This is a genomic window from Lactobacillus agrestimuris (assembly GCF_943193025.1).
In the GTDB taxonomy this organism is placed as follows: Bacteria; Bacillota; Bacilli; order Lactobacillales; family Lactobacillaceae; genus Lactobacillus; species Lactobacillus agrestimuris.
The window spans coordinates 54,750-74,291 of the sequence record NZ_CALPCQ010000002.1; the positions used below are offsets into that span (position 1 = coordinate 54,750).

Here is a 19,542-nt window from a genome sequence, read left to right on the forward strand (position 1 = left end):
ATTGATATTATGAACTGAAAGATATTTTAAAAGTCTTTTAGTTCCTATTTTGTTGGAAAGGTAAATTTTTATGGATAAAGATGAAAAGATATTTACTAAGGACACTATTTTGGTAATAATTTAAATGATTTTAATAAAATGAAAATAATTTGTTTAAAGAGTAGTTGATTCATAAGCTTACTCTTTTTGTTCCATTTGACAATATGTCGTTAACGACTTATACTAATTAATGAAATATGTCGATATAAACACAAAAAAGGAGAAGATAAATTATGGCAAACTTAAATCATATGGACAAAAAGTTCAAAACTTTAGATGACTTTTTAGGTACTCACTTTATTTATACTTATGACAATGGTTGGGAATATGAATGGTATGCAAAAAATGATCATACAGTTGATTACCGTATTCATGGTGGTATGGTTGCCGGTCGTTGGGTAAAAGATCAAGAAGCTCACATTGACTTACTTACTGATGGTATTTATAAAATAGCTTGGACTGAACCAACTGGAACTGATGTAGCACTTGATTTTGTACCAAATGAACACAAATTAAACGGAACCATTTTCTTCCCTAAGTGGGTTCAAGATCATCCTGAAATTACAGTTACTTTCCAAAATGAACACATTGATTTAATGCACGAATCACGTGAAAAATATGATACTTATCCTAAGATGGTGGTACCTGAATTTGCTAAAATTACTTATATTGGTGATGCAGGTCAAAATAATGAAGAAGTTATTGCCGAAGCACCATATAAAGGTATGACTGATGATATTCGTGATGGTAAATACTTCGATGAAAACTACAAGCGTATTAATAAATAATATTTCTAGTATAATAAAAGGAAGAATATAGTTTGGAGGCTTAATCATGCCCAAGGAGCGTATTCTTCCTTTTATTATTTTGGGAATTATTGATAATCATCCCCAAATTACTGGAAGAGAAATTACAAATGAATTTAACACCGAAATTGGTGATTTTTGGAAAGCATCTCATAGTCAAATTTATCCAGAATTAAAACGAATGTTAACCGATAACTGGATTAAAGTTACGATGAATCCTGATAATGCTAAGGAAAAATTTTATGATTTAACTTCAGAAGGGGAAGAAGTTCTTAATCATTGGTTAACACAAACAGTAACTAAACTTCCTATTCACCAAGATCTATTTTCACTTAAATTATTCTTTATTAAAAAGGCTAATGATCCTCGTATCAAGGATTTGCTTGTACAGCAAATTAAGTTACTAAAAGATGAATTAGAGCATTTGTTAGAACGAAAAAAATTAGTCTTTGCGAATCAGACTACAATTAATAATCATTATGGCCATTATTTGATTTTGACACGTGCAATTTCACGCACTGAAGGTCAAATCAGGTGGTTAAAAGAAGAATTACAAACGCTAAATGATTAAAGTAAAGGTGAAATTATGAAAGTAGCAGTATATATAACTGGTGGAATTGCCGCCTATAAGGCAGTAAATGTTGTACGACTATTACAAAAAAATGGTCATACTGTAAGGGTAGGGATGACAAAAAATAGTCAAAATTTTGTCGGAAGTCAAACTTTGGCAGCTCTGAGCAAGTATCCTGTACTCGATGATTTGTGGGAAAAAGAGGCCCAAATTAGCCATATTGAATTAGCTGATTGGTCAGATGCAGCAATTGTGGTACCTGCGGATGCAAATATAATTGGTAAAATGGCCCAGGGATTGGCCGATGATGCAGTATCGACCACACTTCTAGCAACTAATGCACCTAAATTTGTTGTACCGGCAATGAACGTCCATATGTGGGAAAATCCAGCACTGCAGCGAAACTTAAAGTTATTGAAGGATGATGGCGTTCAAATCCTAGATCCAGATAACGGTAGATTAGCAGAAGGGTACAGAGGAAAAGGGCGGATGCCAGAACCTGATAAAATTTATCAGTGGTTTATAGAAAGCATGACCAAAGATTTGCCTCTGCAAGGTAAAAAAATTTTAGTAACAGCTGGCGGAACGCGTGAACAAATTGATCCTGTAAGGTTTATTGGTAATAATTCAAGTGGAAAAATGGGGCTTGCTTTAGCAACCCAAGCAGCTAAGTTAGGGGCTAAAGTTGATTTGGTTTATGGTCAAGTAAGTGTTCCATTGCCAACTAATCGTCAAATTAAAGTTCATGCTATCAAAAGTACCGAAGATTTGTTAACCAAAGTGAAAGAATTGTTTAAAGATGAAGATGCTTTGATAATGGCAGCTGCACCGGCAGATTTTCGACCAAAGAAATATATTGATCATAAAATAAAAAAGCAAAAGGATATTGATGATTTTCAAATTGAATTTGAAAAAACTCCAGATATTTTGAAGACAATTGGGCAGTTAAAAAATAAAAATCAATTAGTAATCGGCTTTGCTGCAGAAACGAATGATTTACTAGAAAATGCCGAAAAGAAATTAACAAATAAAAAAGCTGATTATATTATTGCCAATGATGTTTCTAAAGGGGTATTTGGTAGCGATGAAAATGAAGTAGTAATTTTGACCAAAGATGGTAGACAAACTAGATTACCAAAAATGACTAAAGTGGAATTAGCTAAAAAGATATTAGAACTTACAATTGAAAAGAAGAATAAAGATTAAAAAATTAAGTACAGTTTTGGAAAAAACTGTGCTTTTTTGTTCAGAACCAAGAATTCAACTATGAAAAGAAAAGATTATATAATTGAACTAAAAAAGAAGTGATTTAATGGTTTATCTAACTAATACTAAAAATAATAAAGTCTATCTATTATCGGATACACATTTAATTGCTAAGGACTTGCATGATGATGGTGCGGCTTTTCAACGAATGCGGGATACAAGTGCGGGGAAAGATTTGGATTATCAAGGTTTGGCCTTAATAGCATTTGTACGAAAAGTTTTAAAGGAAAAACCTGCAGCAGTGATTATCACAGGAGATTTAACTTTTAATGGCGAAAGATTGTCAGCTGAAAAATTAGCTTGGATTTTTGCTCCGCTTAAAGAGGCAGGTATTGCTTTCTTGGTTATTCCTGGTAATCATGATATTTATGATGGTTGGGCAAGGAAATTTTACGCAGAAAAAAGTTATTATGATGAACAGATTAGTCCAGTTCAATGGAAAAAAATTTTTGCTTCTTCATATCAAAATGCGATAAGTATTGATGGCCTTTCTTATAGTATTAATTTCAATAAAAATTATCGTTTTATTTTTGTAGATTCAAATATTTATGGTGAACACGAATCAACTACTCATCCCATTACTAATGGTCGACTAAGCAAAGAACAATTAAAGTGGATAGAAAAAGAATTTAATCAAGCAAAAATTAACCACCAGCATATTTTATTTTTCATGCACCATAATTTGTATGACCACAATAATGTTGTAAAAGGAGGTTTTACTCTCGATAATGCCGCTGAGTTACGTAAATTATGTCAAAAATATCAAGTAGCAGCAGTCTTTTCCGGTCATATTCATGCCCAAAATATTGTTCGCGGCAATTCAGAATGTAGTACGCCTGAGGTAGCAAGTTCAGGCTTTTCCATGTCTGATCAGGGCTATGGAATTATTGATTTACAAGCAAATTCATTGGAATATCAACATCATTCATTTGATATGTCTCCTTATTTAACTGATAAGGAAAAGTCGTTATTGCCAAAACAAGATTTTCATGAATATTTGCACGATATTTTTAATCGCACTAATCAAAAGCAAATGTCATGGTTAAAGCAGAAAATTAAGGATCCAAAAGAATATAAAGAAATTATAGATTTTATTGATAAACTTAATTGGAATTTCTTTATTGGTAAAAGTAACTATTCATCGGAAGAAAAGAAAGAAATCAAATCGTCTGCGGCGTATCAATTAGTTGAAAAGAAATTGCCAGGAATGAGGAGTTATCTTAATTCATTATTGGATGTAAATCAGGATAGTCAGCATTTAAAAATTAGAGTGATTCATCAATGAAAAGTTATTTTAAAAGAAAATAACTTTCGATGTTTTTTAGAATATGATCAAAAATATATCTCTAAATCTAAACATAAATATAAGTATATTTATTAAGTGTGCAAAGTTAAATAAATACATCAAAAAGTTTCGCACTGAGATTTTTTGTAAAATATAAAAACTATAAATACTGTATATGCTGTAATAGCAGTAAAAATTAAAGATTTTATTTAAAACAATAGTATTTGTGGATCAAATGCATAATTTTTATTTTGAAAGAAATATAAAATTGGTCTGAAATTAATATTTACTATAAAGTCAACAAATATGCTTAATATTAAAAATTGGTTTTAAGTGGATAAAATTGAGTGACAACATATAAAATATCAAGTTTTGTTTCATATTCGAATGAAATTATTTTTCTTATAAAAACTAAAAATTAGCTAAAGGATGTTTTCTTTTGAAAATTGCTAGAAGAGAATAGTAGATTATATTTATCAGATTTGATATAAATTATAACTTTTACGTTAGGTGCATATTCTTTAACAAAACGCTTTCAACGTGTTAACTTTAATGTGTTATAGGAAGTTAAATAATACTCTTATATGAGGAGGAAAGTTCAATGGAAAAACGTAAAGTAGTCATTGTTGGTGCATCACATGGTGGTCACGAAGCTGCATTTGAAATTTTGAATAATTACGAAAATGTTGATGTAACACTTTTGGAACAATCAGATTATGTTTCATTCATGTCCTGTGGTATGAAACTTTATCTTGAAGGTAAAACAACAGGTGCTGATGATGTAAGAAACTTCCGCCCAGAAGATTTAAAGAACCGTGGCGGTCACATGCTTAACAATACTCAAGCAACTGACATCAATACTTATAAAAAGACAGTTTCTGTAAAAGATTTAAAGACCGGCGAAACTAGGGAACTTCCTTATGATAAGTTGATTATTTCTTCAGGAGTAAATCCAGCAAGTCTTGATTTACCAGGTATTGATTTAAAGAACGTTTTCTTAATGCGTGGTTACGATTGGGCTCAAAAGATCAATGATGCTCAACACGATGATTCTATTAAGAATGTTGCTATTATCGGTGCTGGTAATGGTATTGCCGCTGCTGAAGTTATGAGAAAAGCTGGTAAGAATGTCACATTAATCGATGCTGGTAAAAAGCCTCTTGAAAATTATTTGAATGACATTTACACTGATGAATTTGAAAAAATTTTAACTGAAAACAACATCAACTTGGCTATGGAAACTAAGGTTGAAGGTTTTACTGGTAGTGACAAGGTTGAAGCTGTTAAGACAAATAATGGTGAAATTAAGACTGACTTGGTAATTATTGCAGTTGGTGTAACTCCAAATACCGCCTGGCTTGATGGTACTGTTGACCTTTATGATAATGGCTACATTAAGACTGATGAATATTTCAGAACCAATGTACCAGATATTTATGCAATTGGGGATGCAATCTTCCCATTCAGTATTCCAGCAAATCGCCGTGTTCCAATTCCTTCAGCAATTGCTGCACGTCATGAAGCTCAATATGTTGTAGAGCACTTATTTGAAACTACACCTTCACGTCCATTTGCAGGTATTGTAGGTGCTCAAGTTCTTGAAGCCTTTGGTCTTCACGCAGTAACTACAGGTATTAACTTAAAGAACGCTAAACGTGTTGGAATTAATGCAAAGGAAGTAATCTTCAAGGATAGTTTGAGACCTGACTATATTCCAGCCAAGGAAAACCCAGAAATCTATATTTCACTTGTTTACAATGCTGATACCCACCAAGTATTAGGTGGTTCAACACTTTCAACTTATGATATTACTGGTCAAGCTAATGTCTTATCATTAGCAATTAGAAATAGATTGACCTTGGAAGATTTGGCAGAAACAGACTTCTTCTTCTCACCAACATTCGATCGTCAATGGAATATCATTAACTTGGTTGCTCAAAAGGCATTGAGCTACGATAAGATTGTTTAATTTTTACGTCTCAGTACATTTTAAGTCCCAAAAAAGCATCTCTTAATTAAAAGAGATGCTTTTTGCATATAAATATTAAATTCTAATTTAGATCTAGTTCTATAACGTTTTACTGGACCTAATTCAACTAGTTTTATTAAAGCTCATCCAGCGACAATGTTTGATAATATTCATTCTACAAAAAATAATTAACAATTTACTGTTTACAGCATCTTAATATTCGAGTAAACTTACATTAATTTAATATTAGAAAGTTGCGAATAGAAAGGGACACAATGTATTTAGCAATCAATATAGTCGGTTTGTTAATTTTCCTTTTGATCGGTTTTATTTTTTCAAAAAATAAAAAGCAGATTAATTGGCGTGGTGTAATTACGATGGTTGTGCTCAACCTAATTCTAGCCTGGTTTATGACCAGCTTTTCAGTGGGAAGAGCTATTGTTGAAGGAGCAGCAGCTGGATTTAACGAGCTGATGGAAGTGTCCTATGAGGGAATTAAGTTTGCTTTCCCAAGTATGGTGGAAGTAAAGCAAATGGATTGGTTCTTCCAAGTTTTGATGCCGATTTTAATGATCGTACCATTATTTGATATTTTAACTTATATTGGCGTACTGCCTTGGGTAGTGAAATGGATTGGTAAGGGTTTATCAAAGATTACCGGCCAACCAAAGTTTGAATCATTTTTTTCTGTAGAAATGATGTTTTTAGGTAACACTGAAGCTTTGGCTGTTTCTTCACTCCAGTTAAAACAAATTAGTGCCAAACGTAATTTGACTTTGGCAATGATGTCCATGTCTTGTGTAACAGCTTCAATCATTGGTTCTTACACTAAGATGATGCCAGGACAATATATTTTAACGGCTGTACCATTAAATGTAATTAATGCTCTGATTGTAACTTCTATGCTTAACCCAGTTAAGGTTACTCCTGAAGAAGATACAATTGCCAAGATGCAGAGTAGTGAAATTATTGCTGAAGAAGAAGTTGAGGGTGGTAAGGCTGCCCAAGAGCCAAAACCTGGTAAAGAACCATTCTTCTCATTTCTAGGTGACTCAATCCTTGGAGCAGGTAAATTGATTTTAATTATTACTGCTAATGTAGTCGCATTTGTGGCATTGGCTGCCTTGATTAATAAACTTTTAGGTTTCATTAACCCATGGCTTTCATTAGAACACTTATTAGGAATTGTAATGTATCCATTTGCATGGCTTACAGGACTTAATCCTAATGAATCCTTCCAATTTGCCCAACATATGGGAACTAAGTTGGTAACTAATGAATTCGTTGTTATGGGACAGGTTACGGGTCATATTAAATCTTATGCTCCTCACTATCAGGCTGTCCTCACTGCCTTTTTAACTAGTTTTGCTAACTTCTCAACTTTGGGAATGATTATTGGTTGTTTTAAGGGAATCGTCAATAAAGAAAAGAATACCTTAATTTCTAAAAATGTCGCCTACTTGCTTTTATCAGGAATTTTAGTTTCCCTATTAACTGCAGGTATGATGGGATTATTCGTTTGGTAAAAAAATTAACTACTAGTTTAACTAGTAGTTTTTTTATTTGTATAGAATTAGAATATTTAAGGTCAATAATTAGACATAACTCTTCACCTCCGTAGATATTAATTAATGAGGGGTGATAGTTAATTTTATTTTTAAAAGCAGATAATGCAGTTCCAAAAAATTAAATCTTGATTATATAGAGAACAATTAGTAAAAAAAGTAGGAAATAATTCCTGCTTTTTTGTATGCTAGAATTAATTAAGATAAAGAAGTAAGGGGTTATTAAATGAAAATTGGTTTTATAGGTACCGGTGTTATGGGGAGTGGAATCATTAATAATTTGCTCAAAAATGGTAATGAAGTAACTGTCTATAATCGTACTAAGGCACATGCTCAAGAAGTTTTAGATAATGGTGCACGCTGGGCGGATAGTCCAGCAGCTGCGACTAAAAACAATGATATAGTAATGACAATGGTGGGATTTCCGCAAGATGTTGAAGATATATATTATGGTGAAAATGGAATTTTAAATGCTGCTACTGCCAAGCAAGTTTTAGTTGAAATGACAACTAGCAAACCATCTTTAGCCCAAGAGTTAGATCGAGATTCTAAGAAAAAGGGGCTCCGCATCCTTGATGCACCAGTTTCTGGTGGAGACATCGGTGCTAAAAATGGAACTTTAACGATGATGGTTGGAGGAAAGAAAAGCGTCTTAGAAGAAATAAAACCATTATTGGCGCAGTTTACTCAAAAAATTCATTATTTTGGCCCGGCTGGTAGTGGGCAACATGCTAAAATGGCTAATCAAATTATGATTGCAGGCACAATGACAGGAATGAGTGAAATGCTCGTTTATGCTAAAGCGGCCGGTTTAGATTTACCAGAAGTAATTAAAACTGTTTCAAGCGGTGCTGGTGAAAACTGGAGTTTAAGTAATTATGGACCAAGAATTCTTAAAAATGACTATACTCCAGGCTTTTTTGCTAAGCATTTTCTCAAAGACTTACGCATTGCACTAGAAGAAGCGGAAAAAATGAATTTAGATCTTCCTGCTACTAGGGAGGCTAAACATCTCTACGAGATTCTAGTAGATGAGAAGGGGCTAGGCAATGATGGAACGCAGGCTTTAATTAAATTATGGTGGAGATAGGAAAGCGAGATAATAATAAATTAGTTAATCCATTACATATTGGATAAGTATAAACTCTTTTATTAAATATAAATTTTAAGAGATAAGTAATTACACTTATCTCTTTTTTATGCCATTTAATAAAATACTTCTATTAATGTTTGAAAATTTATTTATTTTTAAGTGTTATTAAACAGAATATAATGAAAGCGGTTAAATCAGCGAGATTTGAAAGGAAATTCGGTATGACTAAAGAAACAATCAAAGCCCAGGCTAATGGACGTAACGGAAAAATTAATTTTGATATTGATGTGACTGGAAATCATATTGATGATGTTAAAGTAACTCAAAGTTCAGAAACTCCAGCAATCTTCAATCAAGCTTTTGGTAAATTAAAGGATAATATTATTAAGCAACAAAGTTTTGATGTTGATGCCATTTCAGGTGCGTCAATTATGACTAAAGCCATCCTTGATTCAGGTAAAGATGCTTTAGAAAGCAAAAATATTACTCCTGACTCGCAAAAAGTTGATGAAGAATACAAAGACATAACTTTAGATGTCGATGTTGCTGTAATCGGTTCGGGAATGGCCGGACTTATGGCAGCTTGTCGTGCCTTATCAATGGGTAAAAAGGTAGTTGTTCTTGAAAAGAATGGTTATCTTGGCGGTGCCACCATTCTTAATGGGTCAAATGTTGTAGGTACTGGTTCAAAAGTTTCAAAAGAATTATTTGGCGATGAAGCTGATAAAGATTCTGCTGAACGCCTAGTTAAAGATATCACTCGTGAATGCCGTGGTACTAACTATCCAATGCTTTCAAACTTGTTAGCAGATAATATTGGAAAAGCAGTTGATTTTATTACTCAATTTGCTAATTTAAGATATCAAAAAGCCGAAACTCAAACAGTTGAACACTCAGTTGATCGTCAAATCGAAATACCAAGTGAGAGTTCATATGAATTAGTAATTAAAGTTGCCAAGGCATTTGAAGAAAAGGGTGGTCAAATTCTACTTGATGCAAGAGTTGAAGAATTAAATAAATCTAAGACTGGCAAACTAGTTTCACTTGTAGCTAAAGGGAAGCATCAAACAATTAATGTTAACTTTAAATCACTTATTTTAGCCGCTGGTGGTTGGGGTGCAAGGGATTATCAAGCTCATAAGACTAATATTCCTTACTATGGTCCAATGACTTCAACTGGGGATTACTTTGACTTTGCTAAAAATATGAATTTAGTTACCCGGAATCTTGATTGGTATAAAGTGTATCCTCATGGACTAGAAGTTGAACCTGGTATTGCTAAGTTAACAACTTATTCAACTAAGGAAGTTTCTGATATGGGTGCTATTTTCGTTAATAAGGCCGGTAAGCGAATCGTCAATGAATCTGCACCGTATACTCACTTCAGAGATGCTATTGCAGCACAAAAAGATAAAGTTGCTTATATTGTCATGGATCAAAAGATGTGGGACCGTTTCTATGAATTAATGCTTAAATATGGTTTTACCGCTGATGAGGTTCAAGGTTTCTTTGACTTAGATGGTAAGAAGAGTCCAGTGCTAGTTAAAGGGGATCTTAAGACTGCAGCCGACAAAGCTGGAATTGATTTTAAGACTTTGAAAGAAACAATGGATAACTACGCAAAATATGTAAAGGCGGGTTATGACTCTGAATTTGGTAGGGATCCTAAATTTCTTCATGCATACAAAGGGGATACTTACTATATAATCGAACAAAAATTACGTTTCTGCACTACTTTGGGTGGTTACGAAACAAATAATAAGATGCAACTACTTGATACCGATTTTAATCAGGTTGATAATTTCTATGCAGCCGGTGAAATTATCGGTGGAGCAAATGGTCATGATTCTATGCCAAGTATGATGAATTCTTGGAGCTATGCTTCTGGTTTTGTGGCAGGAACTTCTGCTGCTGATAATACCAATTTCAATCAAGGTGCATAGGAAGAAGAAAAGCATGGTAATACTCTCAAAGGTATATAAATATTAGAGAGGTTTGTTCAAGATGACCAAAAAGCAGAGATCCTATAAACGACTATCTTTTAGTTTGTATTTAAATTATGTTGTGCATGGTTTTGGACTATTAATTTTAGCTCAAAATATGACGGCTTTAAGTAAATCTTGGAATGTTCCTTTGGCTGTTGTTTCGTACGTGATTTCCGGCGTAGGCATAGGTCGGCTTTTGGCTTATCTGATTACAGGATATTTTTCTGATAAATTAAGTCGAAAATTTTTTGTTTATTTAGGAATGACATGCTACTTCATTTTTGCTGTTGGAATTCCTTTTTCACAATCAATACCACTGTCATACTTTTTTGCGATTTTGGCTGGAGTAGCTAATTCATCATTAGATGCAGGTACGTATACTACTTTTATTGAAATGGCTCATGGAAATGGAAAATATAATGTTTTAATTAAGGCAGTTGCATCATTAGGTGAGTTCATTATTCCTTTGTTAGTGAGTTTGTTTGCTAATTTAAATGCATGGTATGGTTGGAGTTTCCTGGTTATGGCATTGGTATTATTAATTAATGCAATTTTATTAATACCATTAAAATTCCCTCAATCTGATGTTAATGAAGCAACAATCAATAATCTAAAAAAGACTACTACAAAAGGCATCAAGATTTTTACAACTGTCTTGTTTGCAACTTATGGATATTTATCAATGGCTTTAATGATCTGGTACACTCAATGGATTACTTTGTTCGGACAAAAGGAGAAAGATTTTAGTAATCTGCAAAGCCACTTTCTTTTATCTTTATATAGTATCGGTTCAATTATCGGAGTACTACTTTTATTTGTTCTGCTTGGAAGAAATGTGTCTGAGACTAGTATCATGATTATTATGAATCTGATTGCTACTTTTGCTTTGCTAGTGATTATTTATTCTAAAAACATTTTATTAGCAGAATTTGCCAGTTTTATGTTTGGTTTTAGTGCAGCTAGCGGCGTCATGCAAACAGGACTAACTGCCTTTATGCGCTTATACCCTACAAAAAAAGGATTAGTTACTGGTATTTTTTACTTTTTTGGTGCAATTGCATCCTTTACGATACCACTTATTACAGGTCTTTTATCTAAGCAAAGTATTGCATTAGCTTTTAATATGGATATTGTAGTTGGCGTTATGGCGGTAATTGTTGTATGCTTGATTACTATTTTAATGAATAAATCAATTTATCAGCAGACGGATAGATGAAATAAGACCCAGTGTTTATAAACACTGGGTCTTATTTTATTAAATTAAAATATTTTTTTGTAAATAATGCATTTTGCAATACTTGCATACGAAATCCAAAAATAATGTAGAAGAAGGTGGCATAAAATGATTAGTTTTACTAATGGCAAATAATTCATGCCATGCTTTTTCTGTATCAAGATGTAAAAGTTTGACTTGATTATCGGCAAGTTGTGGTAAATGGGGAATGATTGCAACTCCAAAATTCCAGTGAACAAATCCGATGATAGTATGATCTTCAATTGATTCCAGTCTAATATTAGGTTGAACATTATTATTTTTTAGTATTTGATCAATTGTTGGTCTAAGTCCACTTTGCTTTGAGTAAGCAATTAGTGGATATTTAATCAATTCCTTAAGAGTAACGCTTTCCTTTTTACTTAAAGGATTTTCAAATGGAACAGCTGCCATAATTTCTTGATTAACTAAGTGATGAAGATTGATTTGTTCTGTTTGAACTGCTTTAGGTTTAGAAGCAAAAACTAAATCGAGCTTATCATTAAGCAGATCTTGGATTAATTCATCTGTCGTACCTTGTTTAAAAGAGAAGGTAATCTTTTGATGATCAGGATCTTTTAAAAATTCATTAACTAGTCGCGGTACAATTTCTTGTCCCATTGAGAAAGTGAAACCTAAATTGATATGCCCCCTATTAATGTCTAATAGCTCACTGATGTATTCAGAACCACGGTCTAATTCTGACAAACTTTTTTGCACATAAGTCAAATAGATACTACCAAAATTAGTTAATTTGATATTTCGACCATCTTTTTCAAAAAGAGGGACTCCTAATTCTTTTTCTAATGAATCAATTGCGTATGAAAGTGAAGGTTGTGAAATATTAAGTAATTCTGCTGCTTTAGCCATATGTTGAGTTTTAGCAAGTACAACAAAGAATTTAAGGTGTCGTAAATTCATTATAATTTCTCCAATTTCTTATTAATATACCACTTTGCATAAAAATAATAAAAGAATTTAATGAATAAAACAGGAAAGACTTATTTATCATTTTACTTGCAAACGCTATCATAGGTAATGAATCAAGAAATAGTTAATAGATTTGGATAATAGGAGAAATAAAATGACAGAAGATAGTAGAAGTAATGAAATTGAAGATGTCAAAATTACTGGCTTAGATGGCAACCCAATTACTGGATGGCTTGATGGACACACAATTTTGGTGGGATTAATGGCTTATCCAATTCGTCACACAATGTCACCAACAATGCATAATAATGCTTTTGCAAAACTTGGATTAAACGGTGCATATTTATGTTTTGAAATTGACAATAGTCGACTTGAAGGTGCAGTAAATGCGATCCGTACATTAGACATGCGCGGTTCAAATGTTTCAATGCCTAACAAAAAAGAAGTTATTAAGTATCTAGATAAACTTTCTCCTGCTTCAAAGATGTGTGATGCTGTTAATACTATTGTTAACGATCATGGTGTTTTAACTGGTTACACTACAGATGGCATTGGATTTGTTCAATCACTTAAAGATGAAGGAATTTCAATTAAAGATAAGGTAATGACCTTAGCGGGCGCAGGTGGTGCAGCAACCCCAATCGCTGTTCAATCAGCTCTTGATGGTGTTAAGGAAATTAAGATTTTTAACATTAAGGATGACAAGTGGGCTCAGGCCGAAAAGAATGTTGAGACAATTCGTGAAAATACCGATTGTAAGGTTTCTTTGACTGATCTTGCTGATCAAGATGCCTTCAAGAAGGCAATCGCAGAATCAGATATTTATTGTGATGCCACTGGTGTAGGAATGAAGCCACTTGAAAACGAAACTTTAGTTTCAGATCCATCATGGTTCCATAAAGATATGGTTGTTTTCGATACTGTATATGCTCCTAGAACAACTAAGTTGATGAAAGTTGCTCAGGAAGCCGGAGTAAAACATGTCTTTGACGGTATTGGGATGATGATTGAACAAGGTGCAGCAGCCTTTAAGCTTTGGACAGGCAAGGATATGCCAACTGACTATATTCGCAAAATTATGTTTTCAGATGAAGAGAAGAATAAGTAATAATTACTATCTTTAAGATAGTCGTTTAATTTAACCTCTTGTGACTTTCTTACGAGGGGATTTTCTAGAGGAGAGCTCTGATGAAAAATAAATATACGCCAACGGCACTAGCACTTTATTTTAACTACTTTGTTCACGGGATGGGAGTAATTATCCTGTCACAGAATGCAACAGTTTTGGCAAAGCAATGGGGTACAACTATTACTGGCGCATTAGCAGTTGTTTCCGCACTGGGAGTTGGCCGAATTATTAATTTACTAATCTCAGGAATTTTATCTGATAAGTTTGGTAGAAAACCATTTGTGCAGTTAGGAATTGGAACTTACTTTATTTTCTTTGTCGGAATTTTGTTCTCAAAGAGTGTGGTAGTGGCATATATTCTTGGTATTTTAGCTGGGATGGCTAATTCATTCTTAGATACAGGTACCTATCCAGCCTTAATGGAAATATATCCTAATGCCAAAGGAACTTCCAATGTTATTTTGAAGGCATTTATTTCTGCAGGACAGTTCTTACTACCATTTATTGTTAGTGGTTTGGCTGCAGCTGGCTTATGGTATGGCTGGTCTTTCTTAATTCCTGCTGCAATTTTGGTAATTACTTTCTTGTACTTCGTCTTTGGTGGTGCTTTTCCTAATTCTAAGGCTGCTACAGAAGCAGATGAAAAACGTGAACAACAAGAAGAAGCAGCCAATGACACAAGTGTCAAAAGTAATCTTTGGTTAGATGGTACTTTATTCATTATTTACGGTTACATTGCACAAGCAACTTTTTATTTAGTTAGTCAAATGCTAACTCAATATGGTCAAGAAATTGGTCATATGGCTCAAGGAGCTGCACACTCACTTGTATCTTGGTATTCATTAGGTTCAATTATCTGTGTTTTGTTAACTGCAGTCTTGGGTAAAAAGATTAGTGAAATTCAATTTGTTCCTGTTTATACTTTAGGAGCATTTGTTTCAATCTTATTAATGTGGCTATTCCCAACTAGCGCAGTATTAATGGGTATCTTAGCCTTCTTAGTTGGTTTCTTTGCCGCTGGTGGTGTAATGCAGTTGGCATTAACTGTCATGGCTGATTTCTTCCCAGCAGGTAAAGGTACAGTAACTGGATTCTTCTATACAGCCGGTTCAATCGCATCATTTACTATTCCTTTATTTATTAGTTGGATTGGAAATATGAGAAACGTCATGTTCCTTGATGTAATCATTGCATTAATTGGTTTTATTGACACAGTTTTGATTGCAATTCGTTACAAGAAGTTATTTGGTAAATTAAGTAAATAATTTATGTTATGTGGGGTAAGAAAATGGCTACTGTTAAAATTAGAAATATAAATTTAGGCGAAGGGATGCCAAAGATTGCTGTTCCAAATGTTGGTACAAATGAAGCTGAAATTTTGTCATCTGCAAAAGATATTGTTGTAGCTAAGCCAGATTTGATGGAATGGCGGATTGATTACTATTCTGATGGAATTAAAGATAATAAGAAGTTAGCAGTTACTGCAAAAAAATTAAGAAATGTAGTTGGTGAGTTACCAATTTTAGTAACTTTTAGAACTAAGAGTGAAGGCGGAGTACTTGAATTAAATGAAACTGCCTATCTTGATCTAGTTCAATTTGTCATTGAAAATCGATTAGGTGATGCAGTCGATATTGAGTTATTTCATGACGAGAAACGAGTAAAAGATTTAGTTGGTGATGCCCATCGCTACAATGTAGTAGTAATCATGAGTAATCATGACTTTGAAACAGTACCTGCCAAGGATGTCATTGAATTTAGATTAAAGAAGATGGCTGAAATGGGTGCGGATGTGCCTAAACTGGCCTGCATGCCTAATTCGGCTGACGATGTATTAACTTTGCTTGAAGCTACAAATGAAGTTCATCATGAAATTTCTAACCCACTAATTACAATGGCGATGGGAGATATTGGTAAAGTGACTAGAATTGCCGGTCAAGTCTTTGGTTCTAGTCTTTCGTTCGGTGCAGTGGGGAAGACTTCTGCTCCAGGACAACTTTCGATTAATGATTTAAGAAATGCTGAAAAGTATTTAGAAATCAAATAATAGCAACTTAAAGATTATGAGTTATTAATTTATATGTAAACAATAAAAGGTTTAAGAATATTTTAAAACGAAAGCACTTACATTTACTATTAGCTATATAGATGATATTTTATATATAATCAGAAAGTCAGATATAGATTAATAAATGAGGTGTAAATTATGACAAAAATCTTAATCCTTGGTGCTAGTTTAGCTGCAGTCGGAATTGTAAAATTGGCTCTTAAAGAAATTCAAGAGATTTCAATTGAAAATGAATTTGAAGCAGATGCCGAAACTGCACGACTTAAAGCACAAACAATTGATATGAATCTCCCAAGTGGATATTAATTATTTAAGATAACTTTATAGTGAAAAATAAAAAGATAGATAAGAATTAATGTAATAGTTATTCTTATCTATCTTTATTTATATAATTTATATATTCCGTAATATTTGATAAACTAGAACTTAGTTTTTCAGATTGAGAGGATTACTACATATGGTTTATAAAGCTGCAATATTTGACATGGATGGAACAATTTTAGATACTTCACAAGATTTAACTACTTCATTAAATTACATCATGAAAGAGGCCGGCCATCGTCACGATTACACTGTAAATGATATTCAAAACTTCTTTGGTAGTGGCGTGCGCGTAGCGATGAAACGTGCGCTTGCTTATGAATATGGTGCTAGTGTAGAAAGCTTGGTTGCAGTAGGAACTGATAAAGAAACTCTTCCAAGTGAAGTTACTGATGAAGAAGTAGATCGCTTGCTAGACTTATTTAAGCCATATTATGCAGAACATTCTAATGAAAAGACTGGTCCTTTTCCTGGAATTTTAGAAATGTTCAAACACTTGCATGATAAAGGACTTAAGTTAGCTGTTGTATCTAATAAACCTGATGAAGCTGTTCAAATTTTAGTTAAGCAACATTTCTATGACTATTTTGACTTTGTTTTAGGTCAAGCTAATCAAATCCGCCGTAAGCCTTATCCAGATATGGTTAACAAGTGTGTTGAAGAATTAAAGATTCCACTTGAAAACTGTGTTTATATTGGTGATTCAGAAATTGATCTACAGACTGCAGCTAACGCTCATATGGATGAAATTGCGGTAACTTGGGGGTTCAGAAATCGTGAATTTTTAAAAGAATTTGGTGCAAAAACTTTTGTTGATAATGCCCAAGAATTAGAAAAAGCAATTTTAAAATAAATTTTGTTAAAAAAGACCTTCTATCATTTGCCTTGAAGTTAGCGGTAGAGGGTCTTTTGCTTAGAAAAAATGAACATAATTTTGAAAATTTATAATTTTTTAACTGAATAGGTCCCAAAATGACATAATTTGACTAAAATGTATATTAGGAATTTAAATATTTTATAATAATTATATAAAAAAGGGATGATTACAAGAATGAAAACTTAAAATAGAAATATAATTTGTCACCAAGTTAAAAATGGAAAGCGTACGTTATGAAAAAAAGTAAATTGAAAAAGCTTCTACATCAGAAGGAAAAGGTTAAAACTAGTGAAAATTTACCGGCGAATTTAGCTAATGATAAACAATTAAAGATATTATTTACCCCAGTTAATGAACTGAAAAAGGGTAATAAAGCAGTAACCTTTTCGGCGATGAGAAGAAAGATTATTGATGAACAATTAAATAAATTTTTACATCCAAGTTCCGTGCATATCAGACTTAAGCCATATTATGAATCTGGTCATTGGTTAAAATGGATTGGCGTTTTAGGGGATGTAACGCTGGCTAACCAAACTAACCTTAATGGATCACTGTTAATTGACAAAATTTCATTCATAACTAAACCAGAAATTATCGATTATCACGCTTGGTTAAATATTGAAAATATTAAATCCATGGAATTAAATACACAGCCAATGGCGATCGGTGATTATCTAATTGGTTATAGTAAGGTTAAAAAGTACGGACAAGGTAAATATGGTCTTTCGACTACCCACTTGGTTAAAGCAGGACAATTTGTAGGGGCAAGTAAGCCTGATGATTTGGTTGGAAAATATGATCGCCAAGATAGCTGGGTAGTGGAATTAAAGAATAATAATTTAACTAAAAAGAATTACGAAGAATGCATGGGCAAAGAGAATCCTACTCCAGAAGACTTGGAAGCATTTGATCAAGCTAGAGGACATGTCGATGTTCGATTCCAGCCAAGTAGATATAAGAAATTCCAAGAAAGATTGCAAAATCTTCATTTGAAGAAATCGGATGATGTTTTACCACTTTTGGCTAAAACTAAAAAGAGATATGTTGCTGAAGTTGTTCGCAGTCGTGCGGTTAAGATACCTAATATTTCTCATAAAATGCCGCAGCTTGAAGTTAAAAATGTGATTGAAGAAGAATCAGGGAGATTAGTTTATGCATATTATAATTTGCCATATATCCCAGATTTGAAGAAGCTTGGTGAACTTAATCCTGGTGAAATAATTAAATTTGATGGGGAACCACTTCCAGATAATGGAAACTTACTTAACCGTGTTACTAATTTTACAATAAACTCATCTGAAGCTGATCACGACCGACTTCCGTTGCCAATTAATGCTAATACATTCTTAGGATATATTATGTGGAAGCATCCCGAAGATGATGGCGAATCAAGCTATATCGCCAATTATCAAACTTGGGGACTAGTTAATTCTGTTCACGAAGATGAAATTAAGCAGGAACTAGAAGCAATTAGACCAACTTCGGCTTTAAGCATTAAGGAATTAGCTGATAAGTTAAATATTGAAGAAAGAATCGTCAGAGAGGCCGTTCGTCAAGGTTTGATAAGCCCAATTGATTCGTCAGGTTTAACTCAAAGATATGATCCTAAGTCTTGGGATTTATTGCTTGCGGTTATTGGAGCTCAAGATCCATATATAATTGACTATATAAAGAAAAAAGCTCCGATTTATACCCTTGATGATCTGATTGAAATAAGCGGCTTAAGTAGGGATGAAATAGAAAATAAGATTAAGGCCGAAGATTACTTCCCACTTAATGGATTACATTGCAATACGAATTTGTATGGACCGAAGGTGCTGAATATTTTGAAAGCGAAGAAGTCAATTAAAGATTTAATGCCTAAGAAGCAAAGTGTGATTGTAAAACGTGAAATTCCGCGTAATAAGTCAGTCAAGATTATGACGGAAATTAGCGAAAAAGAATTGGGTAAAGAGGCTACAGAATCGAATTTGAAGTTTGAAGAAGCTAAGACGACCGAAAAACAAAAAATCTCAGAAAATAAGGAAGTCGCTGATAATACTCCAATTGTAAAATCTGAAGAAAAGCCTGTTGAAACAGTAACTTCTACTCATCAGGAACCTGAGACTATTCAAACAGAAGAAAAAGTACAAAAGACTACTGAAAATACTGAAGAAGCTTTAAGAATCACTTTGATGAATGGTAAAGATTATGAATATAGAAGTTCTGTGCCTTATCGCGCAATATTAAGTAAAATTCAAAAGATGGCGAAAAATCCGCTTACTAATGAATTGCTTGAAGTAGTTGATCCTGAAACTAGTGAAGTTGAATTAGTTTCTGTGAAGGCCATAATGTTAATAGAAAAGGTCGAAAAATAACCTTGTACTAACTTTTTTAAAAATAAGAC

Annotated in this window: 16 protein-coding genes; 15 read left to right on the forward strand and 1 reads right to left on the reverse strand. The window is 33.2% G+C overall.

Features of this window, described 5'->3' with window-relative positions; genetic code table 11:
* Nucleotides 1-290: 290 nt before the first annotated feature.
* From NFR82_RS00890 to NFR82_RS00930, 9 genes are all read left to right on the forward strand, one after another.
* On the forward strand, nucleotides 291-827 hold the full coding sequence (locus NFR82_RS00890) for a phenolic acid decarboxylase (RefSeq protein WP_251716329.1): 537 nt from the start codon (nucleotides 291-293) through the stop codon (nucleotides 825-827).
* Between the two features lie 46 nt (nucleotides 828-873).
* Nucleotides 874-1,416, forward strand: coding sequence for a PadR family transcriptional regulator (locus NFR82_RS00895; RefSeq protein WP_251716268.1), 543 nt, complete (start codon nucleotides 874-876; stop codon nucleotides 1,414-1,416).
* A 15-nt stretch (nucleotides 1,417-1,431) separates the two neighbouring features.
* Nucleotides 1,432-2,622, forward strand: a complete 1,191-nt coding sequence (gene coaBC / locus NFR82_RS00900) for a bifunctional phosphopantothenoylcysteine decarboxylase/phosphopantothenate--cysteine ligase CoaBC (RefSeq protein WP_251716269.1) — start codon at nucleotides 1,432-1,434, stop codon at nucleotides 2,620-2,622.
* A 106-nt stretch (nucleotides 2,623-2,728) separates the two neighbouring features.
* Nucleotides 2,729-3,967: a metallophosphoesterase family protein gene (locus NFR82_RS00905; RefSeq protein WP_251716270.1), complete on the forward strand. Its 1,239-nt coding sequence runs from the start codon at nucleotides 2,729-2,731 to the stop codon at nucleotides 3,965-3,967.
* A 601-nt stretch (nucleotides 3,968-4,568) separates the two neighbouring features.
* Complete coding sequence (locus tag NFR82_RS00910) at nucleotides 4,569-5,936, forward strand: FAD-dependent oxidoreductase (RefSeq protein ID WP_251716271.1); 1,368 nt, start codon at nucleotides 4,569-4,571, stop codon at nucleotides 5,934-5,936.
* Between the two features lie 275 nt (nucleotides 5,937-6,211).
* Nucleotides 6,212-7,462: a NupC/NupG family nucleoside CNT transporter gene (locus NFR82_RS00915; RefSeq protein WP_251716272.1), complete on the forward strand. Its 1,251-nt coding sequence runs from the start codon at nucleotides 6,212-6,214 to the stop codon at nucleotides 7,460-7,462.
* A 265-nt stretch (nucleotides 7,463-7,727) separates the two neighbouring features.
* Complete coding sequence (locus NFR82_RS00920; protein ID WP_251716273.1) at nucleotides 7,728-8,591, forward strand: NAD(P)-dependent oxidoreductase; 864 nt, start codon at nucleotides 7,728-7,730, stop codon at nucleotides 8,589-8,591.
* Nucleotides 8,592-8,815: 224 nt separating this feature from the next.
* Complete coding sequence (locus NFR82_RS00925) at nucleotides 8,816-10,537, forward strand: FAD-dependent oxidoreductase (protein ID WP_251716274.1); 1,722 nt, start codon at nucleotides 8,816-8,818, stop codon at nucleotides 10,535-10,537.
* Between the two features lie 61 nt (nucleotides 10,538-10,598).
* Entirely contained in the window at nucleotides 10,599-11,795 is a 1,197-nt protein-coding gene (locus tag NFR82_RS00930) for an MFS transporter (protein WP_251716275.1), read from the forward strand.
* Nucleotides 11,796-11,834: 39 nt separating this feature from the next.
* Here the strand turns inward: NFR82_RS00930 and NFR82_RS00935 are convergent, their stop codons facing one another.
* Nucleotides 11,835-12,752 (reverse strand): LysR family transcriptional regulator, encoded by a 918-nt coding sequence (locus NFR82_RS00935; protein WP_251716276.1) that lies wholly within the window; start codon nucleotides 12,750-12,752, stop codon nucleotides 11,835-11,837.
* A gap of 163 nt (nucleotides 12,753-12,915) precedes the next feature.
* On the opposite strand from NFR82_RS00935, the gene NFR82_RS00940 reads away from it, so the two are divergent.
* The 6 genes from NFR82_RS00940 (at nucleotide 12,916) to NFR82_RS00965 (ending at nucleotide 19,513) form a co-directional block, all read left to right on the forward strand.
* Nucleotides 12,916-13,869, forward strand: coding sequence for a shikimate dehydrogenase (locus NFR82_RS00940; RefSeq protein ID WP_251716277.1), 954 nt, complete (start codon nucleotides 12,916-12,918; stop codon nucleotides 13,867-13,869).
* 80 nt (nucleotides 13,870-13,949) lie between these two features.
* Entirely contained in the window at nucleotides 13,950-15,155 is a 1,206-nt protein-coding gene (locus NFR82_RS00945; RefSeq protein WP_251716278.1) for an MFS transporter, read from the forward strand.
* 23 nt (nucleotides 15,156-15,178) lie between these two features.
* Nucleotides 15,179-15,937, forward strand: coding sequence for a type I 3-dehydroquinate dehydratase (aroD, locus tag NFR82_RS00950; protein ID WP_251716279.1), 759 nt, complete (start codon nucleotides 15,179-15,181; stop codon nucleotides 15,935-15,937).
* 159 nt (nucleotides 15,938-16,096) lie between these two features.
* Complete coding sequence (locus NFR82_RS00955; RefSeq protein WP_251716280.1) at nucleotides 16,097-16,264, forward strand: hypothetical protein; 168 nt, start codon at nucleotides 16,097-16,099, stop codon at nucleotides 16,262-16,264.
* 151 nt (nucleotides 16,265-16,415) lie between these two features.
* Nucleotides 16,416-17,132 (forward strand): HAD family hydrolase, encoded by a 717-nt coding sequence (locus NFR82_RS00960; RefSeq protein WP_251716281.1) that lies wholly within the window; start codon nucleotides 16,416-16,418, stop codon nucleotides 17,130-17,132.
* A gap of 257 nt (nucleotides 17,133-17,389) precedes the next feature.
* Nucleotides 17,390-19,513, forward strand: coding sequence for a molybdenum ABC transporter ATP-binding protein (locus tag NFR82_RS00965; RefSeq protein ID WP_251716282.1), 2,124 nt, complete (start codon nucleotides 17,390-17,392; stop codon nucleotides 19,511-19,513).
* Nucleotides 19,514-19,542: the final 29 nt, after the last annotated feature.

Coding starts and splice junctions, on each gene's coding strand:
- NFR82_RS00930 (WP_251716275.1), top strand. CDS start 10,599: ATGACCAAAAAGCAGAGATCCTATAAACGACTATCTTTTAGTTTGTAT.
- NFR82_RS00895 (WP_251716268.1), top strand. CDS start 874: ATGCCCAAGGAGCGTATTCTTCCTTTTATTATTTTGGGAATTATTGAT.
- coaBC (WP_251716269.1), top strand. CDS start 1,432: ATGAAAGTAGCAGTATATATAACTGGTGGAATTGCCGCCTATAAGGCA.
- NFR82_RS00955 (WP_251716280.1), top strand. CDS start 16,097: ATGACAAAAATCTTAATCCTTGGTGCTAGTTTAGCTGCAGTCGGAATT.
- aroD (WP_251716279.1), top strand. CDS start 15,179: ATGGCTACTGTTAAAATTAGAAATATAAATTTAGGCGAAGGGATGCCA.
- NFR82_RS00915 (WP_251716272.1), top strand. CDS start 6,212: ATGTATTTAGCAATCAATATAGTCGGTTTGTTAATTTTCCTTTTGATC.
- NFR82_RS00920 (WP_251716273.1), top strand. CDS start 7,728: ATGAAAATTGGTTTTATAGGTACCGGTGTTATGGGGAGTGGAATCATT.
- NFR82_RS00940 (WP_251716277.1), top strand. CDS start 12,916: ATGACAGAAGATAGTAGAAGTAATGAAATTGAAGATGTCAAAATTACT.
- NFR82_RS00965 (WP_251716282.1), top strand. CDS start 17,390: ATGAAAAAAAGTAAATTGAAAAAGCTTCTACATCAGAAGGAAAAGGTT.
- NFR82_RS00890 (WP_251716329.1), top strand. CDS start 291: ATGGACAAAAAGTTCAAAACTTTAGATGACTTTTTAGGTACTCACTTT.
- NFR82_RS00935 (WP_251716276.1), bottom strand. CDS start 12,752: ATGAATTTACGACACCTTAAATTCTTTGTTGTACTTGCTAAAACTCAA.
- NFR82_RS00960 (WP_251716281.1), top strand. CDS start 16,416: ATGGTTTATAAAGCTGCAATATTTGACATGGATGGAACAATTTTAGAT.
- NFR82_RS00905 (WP_251716270.1), top strand. CDS start 2,729: ATGGTTTATCTAACTAATACTAAAAATAATAAAGTCTATCTATTATCG.
- NFR82_RS00910 (WP_251716271.1), top strand. CDS start 4,569: ATGGAAAAACGTAAAGTAGTCATTGTTGGTGCATCACATGGTGGTCAC.
- NFR82_RS00925 (WP_251716274.1), top strand. CDS start 8,816: ATGACTAAAGAAACAATCAAAGCCCAGGCTAATGGACGTAACGGAAAA.
- NFR82_RS00945 (WP_251716278.1), top strand. CDS start 13,950: ATGAAAAATAAATATACGCCAACGGCACTAGCACTTTATTTTAACTAC.